This window comes from Akkermansiaceae bacterium (assembly GCA_019634595.1).
Lineage (GTDB): Bacteria > Verrucomicrobiota > Verrucomicrobiia > Verrucomicrobiales > Akkermansiaceae > Luteolibacter.
This window is the reverse complement of the sequence record JAHCBC010000004.1, coordinates 484,780-501,768: the sequence shown is the minus strand read 5'-3', so window position 1 is coordinate 501,768 and position 16,989 is coordinate 484,780. Positions and strand designations below refer to the sequence as shown.

Here is a 16,989-nt window from a genome sequence, read left to right as displayed (position 1 = left end):
TCCGCTTGGAGCCGCGGACACGGCGGGACCCTGATTCATCTTCGAGGGGGACTCCATGGAGGCCAGGGACTTCTTTTCGAACCGGCTCAAATACGAGTCAATGGATGGCGAAGGGGTCGGTGGATACGCACCCACGCCTGAAGGGGGCGCGGGGTCCCCCAAACTCATGCCCATGGAGAAAATCTATCCCATCGTGCTGAAGGGGGAAACTCCGGCGGCCGAGTGGGAAACGGCATTCCGCAACTACGCGAATATCAGGCGCGGATGGGTCGGCCAGGAATCCCGGACCGGGGAGGACCGGGCGGTGCCGAAGGTGCAGAAAACGGGCTTTGTCAGGCAATTCGTGACCTTGATGTGCCGCCAGTGGGCCATCGTGCGGGCGGATCCACGGAATATCGCATTCCTTCTGGCCCAGGCGGTCTTGATCGGGGTGATCGTCGCCGCGGTGTCGGACCAGGAAGGCTTCCGGATGTTCCTGGGTGTCATCGCCGCGATGTGGTTCGGATGCAGCAATGGCGCCCAGCAAGTGGTGGGTGAACTCCCGGTGTTCAAGCGTGAGCATCTTTGCGGCCTGGGCATGCATGCCTACATATCGAGCAAGTTCGCGTTCCAATCCTGGATATCCGTCGTCCAGGCGGTCATCCTGTTCGGTGTCATCGTAACCTTGGCGAACTTCATCCACCCCCATGAGCTGGCCAGTTCGTTCGACGAGGAACTGGTGGAGCGCTATCATCCTGGAGCCATTTACAGCAAAAGCGGCGGGGGCGGGGGCGCGGTGGTTGCGGACAATGGGGAGACTTATCAAAGGATGGATCCCAGCAAGCTGGATGCCGTGGGATCGACGTCCGGGTATGACGACATCGCCGTTGGCGATCCGGGGGAGACCGCTGCTTCCGCGAAGAGGGTCACCTTGGATGATGTGCCGGCCTACCCGTTGATCAGGTGGCTCGCACGGAATTTCAGGATCGAGGAAAATATCCTCCAGTCCGGCCGGAAGGAATTGAAAGGAGCGGATGGAAATCAGCTCAGGGACCCGCAAACGGGAGCCAAATTGTGGATTCCCGAAATTCCCGTCCCATTCGTATTGGTGAATAGCCTTCTGCTGAAGATCGGATCTTTCTGTCTGGCGGCGGTGGTGGGCGTTGCGATGGGGTTGATGATTTCCTCGGTGGTCCGTACCACGACCCAGGCGGTGATGTGGGTGCCGCTCATCCTCATTCCGCAGATCCTTCTGGGCGGATATGTGATCACTATTCCGGATATGCCGCCCTACGTGCGGAATGCCGCTCTGGCGTTCCCCAGTTTCTCATGCCAGCGTCTGGTGGATGTCTCACACGTATTCGGGCGCAAGGTGCCCTTGATCTCCAACCGCACCAAAACCCCCACTTTCCTGACTTCCGACAAAGGCTACGGAAAGCCGGTGGAATGGGAGGAGGTGATCGACGGGAAGCTTGAGAAAAAGTCGGAGAGATTCTACGAAAGCTCCAGCGTCAACATTTCCTGGCAGAATCTGATCGTCCACTATGACAGGATCGGCCAGCACCGGCAGGTGGACTCCAAGCTTTCCGGTGGGAAAAGCGAGACCGTCGATAACCGAAGGGATGTGGTGTGGGTGAAAGGCACGCTGTTCGAGAACCTCTCCCCGGCCCATTCCGCGATCATGGTTCTTTTGGCGTGGATCGCCGCCGCTTATGCGGTGGTGTGGGCATCTTTGGTCAAACAACGTGGCGTATGAAAAGCGGGATATTCTTTTGGGTGAACCAAGCCTTGATCGCGGGATTGCTCCTCGCCTCCGTCTATCTGGCGGAGAAAGGGCTGGCCAAGCCCATGAACAGCATGTCGCTGGACGACATCATCAAGTCGGCTCCCGCCGTTCATAAGATTTTCACCATTTCCGCGGTGGTCTGCCTCGCATTCGGAAGATTTCTCTTCCTGCCTGCGAGGCTCCTGATCGGTATGTCGTGCGGGGTCATCGCCCTTTGCGCCTATAATGCGGTTTACAACACGTTGCACCACATCATGCCCAGTTCGAAATATTTCGCGGGGAAATCGGTGTTGGAAGTGATGAAAATCACACCCCATGGATGGCTTCTATGCGGAGCCACGGTTGTCATCCTGTTGTTGTCCATCATTCCATTCCGGTTTTCCAGGAAACAAGCCCGTTTATGAAACATATCCATTTCATCTGCCCCATCCTTATGGCACCGCTCTTTGTGTCATGTGAAGATCGGAACGCAACCCGGCATGATGCGCCGGAGGAGCCCGTTGTGGTGGCGGTCGCGGCGCCACCACCCGCACCCGCGCCGCCTGTGGTGGAACAAGAAGTGCGGGCTCCGGAGCCGGTCCGTGCCAGGTATTGCTTTGTGGATATGGAAGAGGTGTTCGACAGCTATGGGTCGAAAGACCGGCTCCAGGAACGCATCAACAGCCGTGCGGCCGAACTGAACAAGGGGCTGCATGAGGCCGCCGCCGCCAACGAAAAGCGCGGGGCTGCGATCAAAGCCCTGCAAGAGGAGATGAAAGGCCTGGTCGGGAAGCTTCCGAAGGATAAATCGATCGAGCCGACACTGGTTGCCAAGAAATCCGAGATTGTCAAACTGGCGGATGAATAGGTAGTGTCCTAATTTGAAACCCCGAATTTTCAACGTCTTATACAAATGTTGAATTAATTCTTGTGCAACACACGGATTTCGGCCACTTTTCGTCTGTGAATTTGGACGAGCTGGAGAAAGAACTGGAACGGATTCAGGCCGAGAAAGCCCACCTGTCCGAACTGGAGCGGACCTACAAGAAACTCCGGGATCTCCTGAAGCACCCCGCCCGCCCTTCCGGTAACTCTTCCGACGTGGAAGCCGTCTTAGAAACGGTGGACATGATGGAAGGGAACGATGCCTTCACCGCCGAGCAGGTCTTCAACGAAATCGAAAACATGGGCCTCTACAACACCATCCCCAAAGTGAGCATCAGCGCCATCCTGAGCCGACTGGCCAAGGAGGGCCGCATCACCGTCTCCCAACGTGGAGTGGGGCGGCTGCCTTCCATCTACTCTCTCAAACCCAACCCCTGAAAATGAAACACCCGGTGAAGCTGATCTTTGGACGGACAGGCTTCACCGGGTGGAACGAAACGCACTGATACGATAATGGTAGTCTCCCCAGGATCGACATCTAGGAGGTGAGGGTTCGAATCCCTCTCAGTGCACTTTCGTTGTCTCTATACCCCTGAACCCCCAACACCTCAAGGAAAATGAGCAACAATCTCAGCATCGAAAAGAAGATCTTCGCAGTGGCCATGCTCTGTGAAGGAAACAGCATCCGGGCGATTGAGCGGATGACCGCAGTTCACCGCGATACGATCATGCGGCTTGGCGTGAGGATCGGCCAAGGATGCGCCTCAATCATGGATGACATGATGAGAGGTCTTTCCATCCCCCAAGTCCAGGTGGACGAAATGTGGGGGTTCATCGGTTCCAAGAACGACGTCGCCAAGGAAACAGGGAAGGCCGGGACCGGTGACATCTGGGTATGGGTGGCCATGGATGCGGACACGAAACTGATTCCTTCATTCCTTACCGGGAAGCGTGACAAGTATCATGCACGGACCTTCATGGACGACCTCGCATCTCGGCTGATCAACCGGCCGCAGATCTCATCCGACGCCCTTGCCAGCTATCCGGATGCCATCGAACGGGCTTTCGGGGACAACGTGGACTACGGCGTGGTTGTCAAAACCTTCACCCATACGGACCTTTACGGGGCCGGGAGGTACACGCCGCCTGACGTACTCAAGGTTAAAAAAGTCTCGGCGGCAGGGCATCCGGACATGCGCCGGTGTTCCACCTCATTCGTGGAGAAACAGAACCATACGATGAGGATGCACTGCCGCCGACTCTCCCGCCTGACCAACGCTTTCAGCAAGAAGCGCGAGAACTTCGATGCCGCGGTTGCCCTGCACTTCGCCTATTATAATCTCTGCCGTATCCATGGAACCCTCCGTTGCACCCCTGCAATGCAGGCGGGACTCGAAAAGCAGCAGTGGACAGTCACCGACCTGATTGAAAGGATCGACGGATGAACCCCTATATCCAGGCACTCCATGATACCGTCACCAGGGCGTTCGGGTGCGGGTGCTCCCATGCCGGATCAAGCCAAGTGACTGAGTATTTCGGGGACCGGAAAGTGTTTGAGGGCCAGATTGAGACCTTCACCCTTTCCGGTCACCCCCAGACTGACGAGGCTTTCGCATGGGGGTTCGATAATGGCGAGGAGCCGCAATACGTCACGGTGCTGAAACTCCCGCCCATCCATGACCCGTCGGACGCGGTCCGGGCGGCTATCGCTTCCGGGACGTTCCGTTGAGAGTCCCCCTCAATTTGAGGGCGATGAAGATGGTGTAGATACCGTACACGATCCCTCCCATCGCTCCGGCGGCCATCACACGGCTTACCGACCTGTTCTCGATTTGGAATATGGCGTCGATGATCCCGACAAGAACAAGGGTTCCCACGATTCCCAAGGCCCCAAACCAGATTTGTTGGTTGCTCCGCTGGAGAACGAATTTCCGGAATCCTGGGTCTCTCAAATCCGTCTCAAGGTCAGAGACCGGCGCGGTTCGCTCCATGTGAGGGATCGGATGCTTTGCGGAATCAAAGACAAATTCCCGCTGGCAATGAGGGCAATCGACACTGACGGGATCCTGTGATCTCCGGGGCATCCGGAGTCCGGTCCCGCAATAGACGCAGAAGAAATCAACGGGGATAGGAAGAGGGGGAGGCTGCATTTTCTGGAATGGTGGTTACCGTCTCCAGGTGGCCGGGGAGTTGATGAGTCGCAAGAACACGACTGCCCCGGCTTTCGGCTTGCACCTATTTCATGACCGTGGCCTCCCCGACCTTCCGGTGGGGCTGTTCTTGCGAGGTCATCACACCTCGGCCCGCTTGAAGCGGACACCGATGCACTACGCGGAATCGGTCACGTTTGGAAGGGGAATCGGACTATCCGCTGGACATATCAACGTATCATGATATGAGGATGCGTTATGGATTTAGCTCTCCAGAATTTCCTTTCCGAGACAGTAGGATGCATAAATTCCAACTGTCTCTCGGGATTGAGGGTAGTTATTGGCGTCGATCCAAGCCTTCCAGTCCGCTGCATTCACCTTCACCCGGTGGGCGTTGAGACCAGTCTTCCTAGCCGACTCCATGAATCTATTAAGGTTCTCGGCGGCTTCCGCGTAGGAAGGGGATGCGATGCGTTCCTCGAAGGGAAACAAGTGGATGAAAGCCTCCCAGTTTTCTTCCGATTGATAGTCCGGGATGGCCATAGGGGTTAGAGGATCACTCATAGTCTCTCAGATTTGAGATGGTTTCGTCCAAGGGTCGAGAAATAAGGCCAATTCAAATTAGGACACTACCGATGAATACAGCAAAGAGAAAGATAGATTGGCTCTCCTTTCGAAGGCATCCCAGCAGCAGGTGGACGAGATCACCAAGAAAATCATCAGTGAGATCTGGACGGAGTGTTCGAAAGTGGTGACGGCGGTGGCGGCGAAAAACGGCTATGATTATGCCCTCAACCTGAAGGGCACGGATGCAAGGGGCTTCCCGATGGTGGTTGGGCGGGTTTCCAAAGTGGATGACATCACCGGAGATGTCGTCGCACTCATGTCGGCAAGGGGGAAACCAAAGGACGGAAACAATGCTCCTGCTATTCCGGAAACCACCAGGCAGCCGTCAGAAGAAGAGTCCGGAACGCCTCCCGGGCAATGAGAATGGGCGACCAACAGCAGCGGCAGGCCACTCTGTTGTAAGTGAAGTGGCTCCCGAAAACGGAGCCAAGGGTCTTGTTATGATGTGGTGGCTCGGGAGGTGTAGACCAACCGAACCGTGAAAAGAAAATGAAGGTCACATAGCACCTGGTTCAAGGCAAGGGTCGCTCTTGAAGCACTCAAGGGCATCAAGATCATCAACCAGCTTGCGCAGGACGAAGGCATCCATCCGGTGCGGTAAATCCGTAAGCGTGGTCTGTGGTACCTCCGGAACTCCATTGCAGGAGGGGTGTCGTTGCCGTCATAGGCATAGTGGCTATGTGTTACGGGCAGAGCTTTCATCGTTGGTGCCAGCCAAGCCTTGATGGGCTGGGAGGGTGTCTGGAACTGGAATGTGAAACTGCCATCAATAGAAAGGAGAGTCGGACAAAGAAAGTGACGGGCATCTGAAAGCCCCTGGAGAGACCTGGCGGTGGAACTCCGGCCGGGGTCTGTAAGCAGGGAAGAGCGGGCGATGTGGTCTTCAGGGAAGCCGGGAAAGTCTCCTGTTTCCCCGGAAACATGCCGGAAGAAGGATCACACCGGCTTACCAAGATCCTGGATCGTGCGCGTGTTCCCGGTGTGCGGTCGCCAAGAAAGAATGGACCGTTATCGTGGTGCTTTCACGCTCCATGCCGAGCGGGCCGTTGGCCGCACCACCGTCCGGCGGAGACGTTCAAGATGGAAGTTGCCGGGATGGGCACAAGGGCAAAGGAAACGGCCTCCTTGGAGTTCAGTGTGTCTTCCTCCAGTAATAGACCCAGCGCTCGGAGATGGCTTTGTCATTTCCGTCACGTAGTTCCAGGGTCATGTCCAGGTCATTGGCGGTGCCGGGATCCAGGACAAAGAAGGCGCGGAGCACCTGCGGCATATGGAGTTGCGGGCTGCGGCCGAGACCGGCGGGTATGTCATCGACATTCGGCATGCTCATGTCCGACAGGCCGACGTGGATGAGCTTCACCTGCTTGTTGTTGATCTCGACGACGGGTTTGAAATCCTTGATGTCATCCCACTTCGGATCACCGACTTTCTTTTCGGGTTCCAGCGGCTTGGCGAAATCGACGGCGACCAGCACCTCGTTAGGCTTCTGCACGGGATTTCCCAGCCGGGTGGCGCGGACGGTGAACAGGCCGGATGGCTTCGGATCGCGTATCCAGCGGAGGCGGTAGTGGACCTTGAACGGCTTGCCGACGGCGTGTTCCGGCTGCGGTTCCCAGAGGAGGATCACGTTGTCGTCCGTCTCATCCTTGGTGGGCATCTCGATGAGGTGGAGCTTCCCGTTGTCGAAGCCTTCCACCGGCTCCACTTTCACGCTCGGGCGTTCATGGTAGCGTGCCTCCGGATCCTGGTAGGAGGAAAAGTGGCGGTCGCGCTGGAGCAGGGACCACGAGCGTGGCTTTTCCATGGTGAAGACACAGTGGCGGAACTGGTCTTTCGTCGTTTCCAGCGGGCGGTAGTGGAGGTTGCCGCTGCCCAGTTCCATCAGCAGGCCATCGCTGTCGTGGACCTCCGGACGGAAGTCGAACGGCTTCGGGTGGGTCCCTTCACCGAACCAATACATGCTGGAAAACGGGGCGAGACCCAGTTGGGGCACCGGCTTGCGCAGGGTGAGTTCCGCCTCCACTTCGACGATGGTTTCCTCACCGGGAGTGACGGTGAATTGGTAGGCACCTGCCACGCTCGGCCCGTTGAGCAGGGCGGATACCTTCAGTGATTTCGAGTCCTTGGCGGGTTTTTCAAGATGGAACTCCGTGAAGTCGGGGAACTCCTCCGGCACGCCGGGGATGCCGCTGTTCAGGGAGAGGCCCCGGGCGGAAAGTCCGTAGGGCGAGTTCGCCGGGATGGCGCGGAAGTAGCTGGCACCCAGGAAGACCAGGAACTCGTCCATGTATTCCTTCGAGTTGAGCTGGGTGCGCGCGCGCCAGCCCGCGTAGTTCGGCGGCGGGGGCGTCCCCTTCGGCACGACCTGCTTGCCGTAGTTGAAAAGCTTCTGGTTGAAGTCGAGGTGGGCGGTCTTCCCGTCCTTCACCTCATGCAGGGAGACGGTCTTCTTCGCCGTCCAGCCGGGGTGGAAAAAGTCGATGGAAAACGGCCCGTCGTTCCACCACAAGCCGGACTCCATGTTGAAGCGGATGTCCCGGTGCTGGTCGTAAGTTAGCTTTTTCCAGAAGTCCGCCAGATCGTCCTTCGGTGCCTCATACGGCTTGGCCGCCAAGTCGCGCGCCTTTGCCTTCAGTGTGTCGAAGTTGAACTCCTGTTGGGCGAAGGAAGCGGAGAAGGGAAGGGCGGCGAGGGCCGCCGTGACGACGAAAGACCTTTTGAAGGATGTCATTGAGTGGAAGACTTCCTGATTTCTGGCACCTGGCCGCGTGGAAAGCACGTGGAAAATGGGGCGGACATTACACTCTCCGCCGTTCCAATGCGGGAGCCTGCCTCTGAGTAGTGGCGTGGCTCAGCCACGACGGCTGGGAAAGCGGCCACGATCCCGCGAGGAGGTTTGTTATCGGAGGGAGAGCATGATGAGGGCTGCCCCGGCAGGTGGCAGGCATCCACCCAACCGTAACGGCGCAGCCGTTCCGCTACGTTCCATTACCAGACCACATCGGAGGAGGGCTTGCCTCCCTTCCAAGGCACGCCGCCGTCGTCCTTCAGATCCGTTCCCACGGAGTAGATGACGGGTTGCGCTGCCTCCATCCGGTAGTGGAAAGGTTCACGTGTCAGCGGGTCGATCTTCGATTCGCCGGAAAATTCCGCCAGCGTGGACGGGTAGCTTCCGTGCTCCAGCCGGTGAAGCTCCAGGTCACAGGCGAGCATCGCCAGATGGATCTGGATGGTCAGGTCGGTGGCCATCCGGCACTGCCTGGCGAAGTCCCACTCCACCGCCGGATGGTTGAAGAATGACGGGCCAGGTGTGGTGGCGGCGTAGCGGTCACAGACTTCCAGCCAGTCTCTGAGGCTCCCCGTTCTCAGCAAATCCCTTTTCAGGTCGAGTTCACGGGCGACCACCATGGCGGCGCTGCGGTCGAACCATCCTCGTGGGATCAAACCGGGGAAGGAGGAAAAGGCATTCCGATGTCCCGGTAAGAGCACGTATCCGGATGGCTGGCCTTTTTTGTAGGAATCAAACATCGGGAAGGTGGCGGTGATCTCCAGTTCCAGCGCCCTGCGGTATTCCGCGGTGGGGTTCCAGCGGGCCAACCGTGAGCGGATGGCATTGATTCCGGCAGCATCCCAGCCTCCTCTCTCCAGGCATTTCGCCAGCGTGGGTTGGGTCCGTTGGAACGCAGCGCCGCGCAACAGGACGGACGTCATCAACTGGTCGGACGCCATGGTCTCCATCAGGCGCAGGCAGATCAGCATGCTCTCCAGGGCGATCTCCGGACGGTTGGCTTCGAGCGCGAGTTCCGCCCGCAGGGTGAGGGCGCCCACCACGTTGATCAGCCGGAAGGACAGGCCGAAGCTGACGTTGGGTTCCTCCAGTTGGCACAACATCGCCAGAGTAGGGGAGGCCGTCTCCGGGCGATCCAGTCCGGCCCGGAGTTCCGGCAGGACTCCGGCCAGGGTCTTTTCAAAGGTGGCGAGGTTGGTGGCAGGCTCCGCTGTCAGGCCCAGGGATTTTTTCAGATCCTTCAGGCTCCGGTCATCATGGCGGAAGAAGCGGTTCTTGCTTCCACCCTTCCTCAGTTTCACCTGACTGATGCGGGCGAGGGCGGAATCGGGAGCATGGGGGATATTTGGATTTTCGGTCAGCGACTGGCTCCGGGCCTCCGCGAGCAGGGGGATCATCGCGAAGTTTTCCCCATCCGGTGGCATCGGGAGGATCATGTCCACGAGGCGGGTGGGATGGCCTTCCGCCTTCATCCTCTGGATGGCATCGCGCCTCATGTTGGCTCCGTGCCAGTTGGCGGCGGCGTAGGTGAGCACCAGCAGGGTGGCCAGGGCGAGCAGGGTTTGGCAGAGGCGGCGGAACCACTTCCGGGCGAGCAGGGTTTTCATGGATCGGTTTGTCGGGTTGTGTTTTGTCCGAGCAGATCCATCGGAGGCGGCGGAGTGTCGAATGCTGGCCGCAGCACCGGCCCCTCCATTCGCTCCACCGGGGGAGCCATCAGGATGAAGGTGAGGGTGGCGGCCCAGCAGACGCAGAGACCGGCGAGGAAGGGTTTCGGCAACCATGGCACCGCCACGGGGGCGGGCAGGATCATCGCCTTCCAGTGCGCGGGCAGGGGACGGGGTTTCATTTCCAGAAGCTGTCTTTCGATTTCGTTGTCACCGCCGGCGTTCATGGGATCAAAGCTCTTCATACAGGGGACGCAGGAGGTTGCGGAGTTTGTCTAAGGCGTAGCGGTAGCGGCTGGCGGCGGTGTTCATGGGGATGCCGCAGATGGTGGAGATTTCCTCGAAGGTGCGCTCTTGCCAGAGCTTCAGCACGACCACCTCCCGCTGCTCCGGGGGCAGGCCTGCCAGCGCTTCCTCCAGCCTTTGGCGGAAGGCCTCCCGGTCCGGATCCGCGCAAGACTGGAGCAGGTCGCCCTGTCCCTTCGCGGCGTGGTCGGCGCGGACCGTGTTCCGCCGCATGAGATCGACCGCGGCATGGTGGACCATCCTCAGCAGGTAGGACCGCTGGTTCTCCATCATGGAGGGATCCGCACGGCCTCCGGCGAGCTTCAGGAAAAGGTCCTGCAGGATGTCACGCGCGGCGGCCTCATCCCGCAGCAGGGACATCGCATGGGCGAACATCGCGGCGGCGTGATCTTCGTAGATCCGCTCCAGTTCTTCGGGTGAGGGTTTCCGCTTCGCGCCTGCCATTATCGGTGGGACGCGCGGGAGGGGAAGATTTGTCTGCCGTAGCCGTGTATTTCCTAACAACCGAGATAGACCTCCGTGATGTAGTCGATGCTCACGGTGCCGTCCTGCTGGTGGAGGGCGAAGATGCGCTCCAGTTCCGCGATCATTTCCTCATGTCGGGGTTGTCCCGGTGCGGGGGCATAGGAGGAGGAAAGCAGGCGGCCCCGGAGGCTGTCGTAGCCGAACACCTGCCGGTTGGCGAAGGTATGGATCGCAAAGCCTTCCGTGAAGAACCCGCCCAGCACGCGGCTGTCGATGGTCTCATGGCGCACTGTGTTGTAGTCGGTGCCATACTCCAGCAACAGCGCCTCGTAATCCCGCAGGAAAGGGTTGGTGTCCACCTGCCGCACGTTCCACAGCAGCGCGATGAGGCCACCGGGCTTCAGGATGCGGGAAAACTCGGCCCGCGTTTCCGCCTCGGCGAACCAGTGGAACGCCTGCGCCGCGAGGATGAGATCCACGCTCCCGTCCGGCAGGGTGGTGGCCTGAGCGGTGCCATCCACGCTGGTGAAGCCGGAATAGCCTGCCAGCAGTCGCTCCGCTGCCTCCCGCATCGGCGCGTTCGGTTCCACGCCCGTGACGGGGACACCCGCCTTGAGGAGCATTTCAGCGGAAATGCCGGTGCCGGAGCCGATGTCCGCCACCCGGGATGCCGGGGTCAGATTCGCCTCCCTGACGAGCAGATCCACCACTTCCGCCGGGTAGCCGGGCCGGTAACGGACGTAGTTTTCCACCCGGTCGGAGAAACGCTGCGTGGAGGAGGATGTCATCGGAAAACAGTAAGGAGGGTGGACAGAGCGGCAAGCCGCTATGTCCGCTGCGCTCCCATTCCTGTCCACCGGCTGCAACGGGAACCCGTAGGAAAGGCATTCCGGGATCGATCCACCCTTCACTTTATTCGCCAATGCCGCCGGTGGACAAGAGTGTCCACCCTCCTTACGCGGTTGCACCGGTCGGTCATATCGATCGCTCCTCCCCCCCCCTCACTCCCGCAGCTTCACACGCAGCAGGGGGGGCGTGTTGCTGCGGTTCTCACGGGTGGCGAAGGCATGGACGAAGCCGTTTTTCGCCGTCTCATCCGTTTCCCGGCAGATGATGATGGTGGCGGTGCCGTTGGTATCCGCTTTCAGGAAATCGACCAACGCGGATCCTTTGATGGTGCAGGTGGCGCGGCTGGTTCCCTGTGCCAGTTCGAAGCTGCCGAGCGGGACGACCTTTGCCGTATCCGGCAGGTGGCGGAGCTTCTCGTCGCCGTTCATCGCGGGAGCATTCTGCCAGGTGATGCCCTTTTCCTCCCAGCTGTCGCCCGTCTCATCGGTCAGGCCATAGACATGGAAGACACTGTCCGGAACCAGCGTTGCGAAGCCGAGGTCGCTCGGCTCCACGTTCAGGCTGAACTCCGCGTCTTCGACCTTATCGAGATCGAACTTCGACAGATCGAAGGCGGCGTATCCCTTGCGGATCAGGTCTTCCTGGTGGGTGGTGTTCTTCACCCGCATGAAAGGCTCGCCGCCATAGTTCTTCGGCTCCTTGGTGGACTGGATGAAAGCATCCCGGCCATTGCCGTAGTTGGTGGAAATGGTCTGCCAGCCCTGGTGGTCGCTCACGATCACATCGGGCTGCCAGCGGTTCGTTTCGTCATCATCCACGGAGGATGGGTTGAGCTTTTTCTTGAGCAGTCCGCGGTCGAGCGCCCTTTCCGGCGTGACCTGCTTCATGCCCTTCTCACCCTTGTGGCCGACCTCGACCAGACCCTCGATCACATGGACGAGGTATTTGCCATCGTCATCCGCACTCACGCCGAAGCGGGTGCCAAGGTCCACGACCTTCGCGTCCTTGGTATCGACGGTGAAACCGATCGCTTCCTTCGGCACATCCGCGACGATGGTGCCACGCACCAGGCGGCAGTTCATGGCGTCGATGATCTCGAGGGTGGCGGGGGCCTCCAGGACCACCTCCGCGCCGCTGTCGAATTTGAGTGTGGCAAGGCCTTCCGCGAGTTCGAAGGTGCCGGCGGAAATCCGGGATCCCTCCGCGGTGGGGAGGGTGCTGCCACCCCAGCGGCAACCCTGGGACTTGGTGATGGAGGCCACCGTCGGGACCATCTCCGTGACAGGGGAGGAAGGACCATCTTTCACGAAAGTGCGGATGCCTACGGTGATCATCACGCAGGCGGCGGCGGCGAAGAGGGCGAGGGGGACAACCGCGTTGGTCCGCCTGAACGGCACCACATTGGCGGTTGTGGCTTCCTCCGAAGCCAGATCCCTGACCAGGCGCGGGTCGTGCCGCAACTCCGCGTCAAGAAACAGGGAGCGTGCGAAAAGGGCGCGCATTTCCGGATCCTCCCTTAGCAGTGCATCCAGTTCCGTCTCCTCATCCGGGGACAATTTCCCGTCCCGGGCGCGTTCGCAGCGCTCGATCAGTTCCCAGCGTTTGGCATCTCCGGAGTTCATGACAGGGCGGATTCTTCGTTTTTCAGACGGTTTTCGACACACTCCAGCAAGGTGAAGCGCAGGCGGCTGAGCGCACGATAGACGGCGCCGGCGGTGCTATCGACCCGTTCGGCGATCTGGTCAACCTCCAGATCCTCGAAATAGCGCATCAGCAGGATCCGGCGGTGCTCCACCGGCAGTTTGTGAAGGCAGGACTCCAGTGCCTCGCGCCTGGCCTGTCCGTGGTCGGAGAGTTTCGCCACCTCATGGCCGATCTGTTCGAGCATCTCTTCACTCAGGGGGAGGTGGGCGCGTTTTGCCTGACGGCGGTAGCCGAGGATCTGGTGGAAGGCGATCTTCCGCGCCCAGGCGATGAAGTTGGTACCCGGCTCGAACTGGGAAAAACTCTTCCACATGACCATCTTCGTCTGTTGCAGGATATCGTCCGCATCCGCCTGCGCGGAAACCAGGCCATAGACATAGAGCGAGAGGGCCCGGTCATGCCGGGCCAGCAGGGTCAGGAAGTCGGTGCTGGGGTCTTCGCTCATCGGGTCATTCCACCGCTGGAAATCAGGGATTCTGTCAAAAGAAGTGAAGATCGGCGGGTTTTTGGACGGAAATCTTTTTTGTCCAAAAACGGAACGGTTTCGACTAGTTTGGTTGAAATGACCTTCCTGTGTAAACCCAGCACGAAGTTCCTGCTGCTCGGACTGTTGTCCTTGCCGGGGATGCTCCATGCCACCGCGGAGAATGCCGAGGCGCTGAAGTTCTTCGAAACGAAGATCCGTCCGGTCTTCGCGGAGAGCTGCTACGACTGCCATGGCGAGGAAAAGCAGAAGGGCGGCCTGCGCATGGATAACCTGGGCTACATCCTGCAGGGAGGCGAAGGCGGCCCTGCGGTGATCCCCGGCGATGCCATGGCGTCCCATCTCTACAAGGCGGTCACCTATGAGGACAAGGACCTCCAGATGCCGCCGAAGGACAAGAAGCTGCCCGACAGCCAGATCGAGGACATCCGCAAGTGGATCGACATGGGCGCCCCATGGCCGAAGGCGGAGATCGTGCAGGCGAAGAAGCCCGGTGAGTTCACGGAGGAGGAAAAGGGCTGGTGGGCGTTCCAGCCGCTGAAGAAGGTCACGCCGCCCGCCGCCGGTGATGCGCGTGTTGCCAACCCGATTGATAATTTCATCACCACCGGACTGAAGGAAAAAGGTCTGCCACAGGCACCCCAGGCCAGCCGCCTGGAGATGGTGCGCCGACTTTACTATAACCTCCACGGGCTGCCACCGACACCCGCACAGGTGCAGGCATTCCTGGATGACAAGCGCCCGGACGCCTATGAGCGGCTGGTGGACGAGCTGCTGGCCAGCCCGCGCTACGGCATCCGCTGGGGCCAGCACTGGCTGGACCTGGCCCGCTATGCGGAGTCCGACGGCTACCGCGAGGACGCCTACCGTCCGAACGCGTGGCCCTACCGGGACTACGTCATCAAGTCATTCAACGACGACAAGCCCTACAATCAGTTCGTCCGCGAGCAACTGGCCGGGGATGAGATCAACCCGGACGATCCCAACGTGCTCATTGGCACCGCTTTCCTCCGCCACGGCATCTATGAGTGGAACCAGCGCGATGCCGAGGGGCAGCGCGAGCTGATGGTGAACGAGATGACGGACGTGACCGGCGAGCTTTTCCTCGGCCTCAGCTTCGCTTGCGCACGCTGCCATGACCATAAGTTCGACCCCATCCTGCAGAAGGACTACTACCGCTTGAAGTCGTTCTTCACCGGCGTGCAGTGGCGGGAGGATGTGGCCTTGGCCACCCCGGAGCAAAAGGCCGCCCATGCGGAGCAGATGAAGGCGTGGGAGGAAACTTCCAAGGAAGCGCGGGAGGCCTACGACGCGCTCATCCAGCCCGCTCTGGACAACGCCCGCCGCAAGGCCACGGAGATGTTCCCGGAGGAGGTGAAGGCCATGGTCGCCAAGCCCGACGACCAGCGCACGCCTTACGAAAAGCAGATCAACTACCTCGTCGAGCGCCAGGTGATGGTGGACCAGAACAAGACCCTGGCGAAGCTGCGGCAGAAACCGGACCCGGTCATCGAGGCGATGAAGCCGTTCGAAGAGACGAAGCCGAAGCCGTTGCCCTATGCCTTCGTGGCGACGGATGTGGGCGTGACATCGCCTCCGACGATCCTGAAATCCCGCCGCGGCGACACCGATGTGAGGCCGGGTTTCCTCACCATCCTCAAGCCGGATGAACTGGATGTGAAGCCGCTTGCAGAGCGGAACTCCTCCGGACGCCGGACCGCGCTGGCGGACTGGATCACGGATCCCACCAACCCGCTTTCCACCCGCGTCATCGTCAACCGCGTCTGGCAATTCCACTTCGGCAGGGCGCTGGCGGAGAACACCAGCGATTTCGGCAAGCTGGGCACTGCTCCTTCGAATCCTGAGTTGCTGGACTGGCTGACGGGCGAGTTCCTGGCGAACGGCTGGAGCTTCAAGAAACTCCACCGCCTGATCCTCACCTCGGAGGCCTACCGCCAGAGTTCGCTGGTGCAGCCGACCGAGTTGACCAACCAGGTCGATCCGGCGAACAAGTTGCTGTGGCGCATGAACCCGCTCCGCCTGGACGCGGAACAGACACGGGACACGCTGCTGATGCTGAGCGGCGAGCTGAAGGACCAGATCTCAGGCCCCGGCGTGGATGCCAGCGAACCGGTGCGCTCCGTCTTCACCCGCAAGCGGCGGAATTCCCCGGATGAGTTCATGACGCGGTTCGATGCGTCCCCCGGCTTCTTCAGCATGGCGAAGCGCGAGACCACCACCACCGCGCTCCAGAGCCTGGTCATGATCAATGGCGAGTGGCCGCTCCAGCGTGCCCGCGTGATGGCCGCACGGGTGCTCAAGGAGGCCAACAACGACGAGAAAGCAGCCGCCGCGGAAGCGATCCGCCTGGCCTACTCCCGTCCTGGCACCAAGGAAGAGGTGGATGGCGTGGTCGGTTTCCTCAAGCACCAGCAGGAGGTCATTGCGAAAGACAGGCCGGTCGAGGCTGCTCCGGAGGTGACCAATCCGGTGGTCGATGCGGCACCACATTTCAACAAGCACTTCCTGGCTCCGGCCAAGGCGATCACCTTCCGGTCTGGCACGACCTTCGAAAAAGTGCGCGTGTCTCCCGCCGCTCCGGAGTCTCCGGAGTTCACGGTGGAGGCCGTGGTGAATGTGGACTCCGTCTTCCCGGACGCCTCCGTCCGCACCATCGCCTCCCGCTGGAACGGCGACCTCGCCACGAAGGGCTGGTCGCTCGGCCTCACCGGCAAGACCTCCCGCCACAAGCCGAACCACCTCGTCTTCGAGATCACCGGGGATGACTTCCAGGGTTCCCTCGTCCGCGAGGTGCTGCCGTCCACCATCATTGTCCCCGACCGCACCCCCTACTACGTCGCGGCGGTGGTCAGCAACCGCCCGATGGAGGGCAAGACCTTCGGTGGTTCCGTCACCTTCCACGCGCTCAACCTCGCGGATCCGAATGCGAAGTTGGTATCTGTCACGGTTCCGCACGGCATCGGGAACGGATATGTGAATGCGGAGCGCAGGCTGATCATCGGTGGCCGTGACTCCACCGACAAGCACCTCTGGAGCGGCACGATGGCGACCGTTTCGCTGACCAACAAGCTGCTCGATGCCAGCCAGCTTGCCGCATCAAAGCCGATGAACGCCCCGGAGCGTCTCTTTGAACTGAACGCGGACACCCTGACAGACACCTACAAGCCGACCTTTGGCTGGGAGAAGTCCAGCGGCGTGCCTGCCTCGAAGACCCGCAGTTCTCCGAAACTGGAAGCCCTCGCGGACCTGTTCCACACCCTCATCAACTCGAACGAATTCTTCTACCTGCCATGAACCCG

General features: G+C 60.2%; 16 protein-coding genes and 1 tRNA gene. 9 read left to right on the top strand and 8 right to left on the bottom strand.

What is annotated here, in order from left to right; all coding sequences use genetic code 11:
- The first annotated feature begins 166 nt into the window (after nucleotides 1–166).
- The 7 genes from KF712_17320 to KF712_17290 all read left to right on the top strand — a co-directional run bounded on the left by KF712_17320 (nucleotide 167) and on the right by KF712_17290 (nucleotide 4,701).
- Nucleotides 167–1,735: an ABC transporter permease gene (locus KF712_17320; GenBank protein MBX3742748.1), complete on the top strand. Its 1,569-nt coding sequence runs from the start codon at nucleotides 167–169 to the stop codon at nucleotides 1,733–1,735.
- The gene (locus tag KF712_17315) at nucleotides 1,675–2,169 is read left to right on the top strand and encodes a hypothetical protein (protein MBX3742747.1); all 495 of its coding nucleotides are present in this window, start codon (nucleotides 1,675–1,677) and stop codon (nucleotides 2,167–2,169) included. The genes KF712_17320 and KF712_17315 overlap by 61 nt, the downstream gene beginning before the upstream one ends.
- On the top strand, nucleotides 2,166–2,612 hold the full coding sequence (locus KF712_17310) for a hypothetical protein (protein ID MBX3742746.1): 447 nt from the start codon (nucleotides 2,166–2,168) through the stop codon (nucleotides 2,610–2,612). Before KF712_17315 ends, KF712_17310 begins: the two co-directional genes overlap by 4 nt.
- A 95-nt stretch (nucleotides 2,613–2,707) precedes the next feature.
- Complete coding sequence (locus tag KF712_17305) at nucleotides 2,708–3,067, top strand: hypothetical protein (GenBank protein ID MBX3742745.1); 360 nt, start codon at nucleotides 2,708–2,710, stop codon at nucleotides 3,065–3,067.
- A 61-nt stretch (nucleotides 3,068–3,128) separates the two neighbouring features.
- A tRNA-Ser gene (locus KF712_17300) sits at nucleotides 3,129–3,201 on the top strand.
- A gap of 45 nt (nucleotides 3,202–3,246) precedes the next feature.
- Nucleotides 3,247–4,074 carry a DDE-type integrase/transposase/recombinase gene (locus KF712_17295; protein ID MBX3742744.1) on the top strand — a complete coding sequence of 276 codons (828 nt, stop codon included), beginning with the start codon at nucleotides 3,247–3,249 and terminating at the stop codon, nucleotides 4,072–4,074.
- A 231-nt stretch (nucleotides 4,075–4,305) separates the two neighbouring features.
- The gene (locus tag KF712_17290; protein MBX3742743.1) at nucleotides 4,306–4,701 is read left to right on the top strand and encodes a hypothetical protein; all 396 of its coding nucleotides are present in this window, start codon (nucleotides 4,306–4,308) and stop codon (nucleotides 4,699–4,701) included.
- A gap of 342 nt (nucleotides 4,702–5,043) precedes the next feature.
- Here KF712_17290 and KF712_17285 read toward each other — a convergent pair whose 3' ends face one another.
- On the bottom strand, nucleotides 5,044–5,343 hold the full coding sequence (locus KF712_17285) for a hypothetical protein (protein ID MBX3742742.1): 300 nt from the start codon (nucleotides 5,341–5,343) through the stop codon (nucleotides 5,044–5,046).
- A 97-nt stretch (nucleotides 5,344–5,440) separates the two neighbouring features.
- Between KF712_17285 and KF712_17280 the strand changes: the two genes are divergently transcribed.
- Nucleotides 5,441–5,767, top strand: coding sequence for an OmpH family outer membrane protein (locus tag KF712_17280; protein ID MBX3742741.1), 327 nt, complete (start codon nucleotides 5,441–5,443; stop codon nucleotides 5,765–5,767).
- A gap of 771 nt (nucleotides 5,768–6,538) precedes the next feature.
- Here KF712_17280 and KF712_17275 read toward each other — a convergent pair.
- From KF712_17275 to KF712_17245, 7 genes are all read right to left on the bottom strand, one after another.
- Nucleotides 6,539–8,137 carry a glucan biosynthesis protein gene (locus tag KF712_17275; GenBank protein MBX3742740.1) on the bottom strand — a complete coding sequence of 533 codons (1,599 nt, stop codon included), beginning with the start codon at nucleotides 8,135–8,137 and terminating at the stop codon, nucleotides 6,539–6,541.
- A gap of 257 nt (nucleotides 8,138–8,394) precedes the next feature.
- Nucleotides 8,395–9,801, bottom strand: coding sequence for a hypothetical protein (locus KF712_17270; GenBank protein MBX3742739.1), 1,407 nt, complete (start codon nucleotides 9,799–9,801; stop codon nucleotides 8,395–8,397).
- Nucleotides 9,798–10,088, bottom strand: coding sequence for a hypothetical protein (locus tag KF712_17265; GenBank protein MBX3742738.1), 291 nt, complete (start codon nucleotides 10,086–10,088; stop codon nucleotides 9,798–9,800). The genes KF712_17270 and KF712_17265 overlap by 4 nt, the downstream gene beginning before the upstream one ends.
- 4 nt (nucleotides 10,089–10,092) lie before the next feature.
- Nucleotides 10,093–10,611 carry a sigma-70 family RNA polymerase sigma factor gene (locus KF712_17260; GenBank protein MBX3742737.1) on the bottom strand — a complete coding sequence of 173 codons (519 nt, stop codon included), beginning with the start codon at nucleotides 10,609–10,611 and terminating at the stop codon, nucleotides 10,093–10,095.
- 53 nt (nucleotides 10,612–10,664) lie between these two features.
- On the bottom strand, nucleotides 10,665–11,420 hold the full coding sequence (locus KF712_17255) for a class I SAM-dependent methyltransferase (protein MBX3742736.1): 756 nt from the start codon (nucleotides 11,418–11,420) through the stop codon (nucleotides 10,665–10,667).
- Between the two features lie 213 nt (nucleotides 11,421–11,633).
- Nucleotides 11,634–13,103: a DNRLRE domain-containing protein gene (locus KF712_17250; GenBank protein ID MBX3742735.1), complete on the bottom strand. Its 1,470-nt coding sequence runs from the start codon at nucleotides 13,101–13,103 to the stop codon at nucleotides 11,634–11,636.
- Nucleotides 13,100–13,630, bottom strand: a complete 531-nt coding sequence (locus KF712_17245) for a sigma-70 family RNA polymerase sigma factor (GenBank protein ID MBX3742734.1) — start codon at nucleotides 13,628–13,630, stop codon at nucleotides 13,100–13,102. The genes KF712_17250 and KF712_17245 overlap by 4 nt, the downstream gene beginning before the upstream one ends.
- Nucleotides 13,631–13,747: 117 nt before the next feature.
- On the opposite strand from KF712_17245, the gene KF712_17240 reads away from it, so the two are divergent.
- Nucleotides 13,748–16,984 (top strand): PSD1 domain-containing protein, encoded by a 3,237-nt coding sequence (locus KF712_17240; protein MBX3742733.1) that lies wholly within the window; start codon nucleotides 13,748–13,750, stop codon nucleotides 16,982–16,984.
- Nucleotides 16,985–16,989 lie beyond the last annotated feature (5 nt).